The 755-nt window shown below is 59.5% G+C and carries 1 protein-coding gene; it reads left to right on the top strand.

Annotated elements, in window-relative coordinates; genetic code table 11:
- A partial coding sequence (locus ACFQUU_RS29385; RefSeq protein ID WP_382252183.1) for an acyl-CoA dehydrogenase family protein occupies positions 1-755 on the top strand: 755 nt, incomplete at both ends.

Genomic DNA, 755 nt, shown 5'->3' with positions numbered 1-755 from the left:
CAACCCCGCGTGCTGGAAGCCTTCCGCCATGAAAAAACCGATCCGGCGATCTTCCGCGAAATGGGCGAACTCGGCCTGCTCGGCCCCACCATCCCCGAGCAATACGGCGGCCCCGGCCTCAACTATGTGTCCTATGGACTGATCGCCCGCGAAGTCGAACGCGTCGATTCCGGCTACCGCTCGATGATGAGCGTGCAAAGCTCGCTGGTGATGGTGCCGATTTATGAATTCGGCAACGAACAGACCAGGCAGAAATACCTGCCCAAACTGGCCACCGGCGAATGGATCGGCTGCTTCGGCCTGACCGAGCCCAACCATGGTTCCGATCCGGGTTCGATGGTGACTCGTGCCAAGAAAGTGGACGGCGGCTACAGCCTGACCGGCAGCAAGATGTGGATTTCCAATTCGCCGATTGCCGATGTGTTCGTGGTGTGGGCCAAGGATGATGAAGGTGCGATCCGTGGCTTCGTGCTGGAAAAGGGCTGGAAGGGTTTGTCGGCGCCGGCGATCCATGGCAAGTTTGGTCTGCGCGCATCGATCACTGGTGAAATCGTGATGGATGAAGTGTTCTGTCCTGAAGAAAATGCGTTCCCGGAAGTGCGTGGCCTGAAGGGGCCGTTCACCTGCCTGAATTCGGCACGTTACGGTATTGCCTGGGGTGCATTGGGTGCGGCGGAGTCATGCTGGCACACGGCACGCCAGTATGTGCTGGACCGCAAGCAGTTTGGCAAGCCGCTGGCGGCCAATCAGCTGAT

Source organism: Herbaspirillum sp. GCM10030257, from assembly GCF_042666555.1.
GTDB lineage: Bacteria > Pseudomonadota > Gammaproteobacteria > Burkholderiales > Burkholderiaceae_D > Noviherbaspirillum.
Note: the sequence above shows the minus strand (reverse complement) of the source record. Positions and strands in the feature narration are given on the sequence as shown.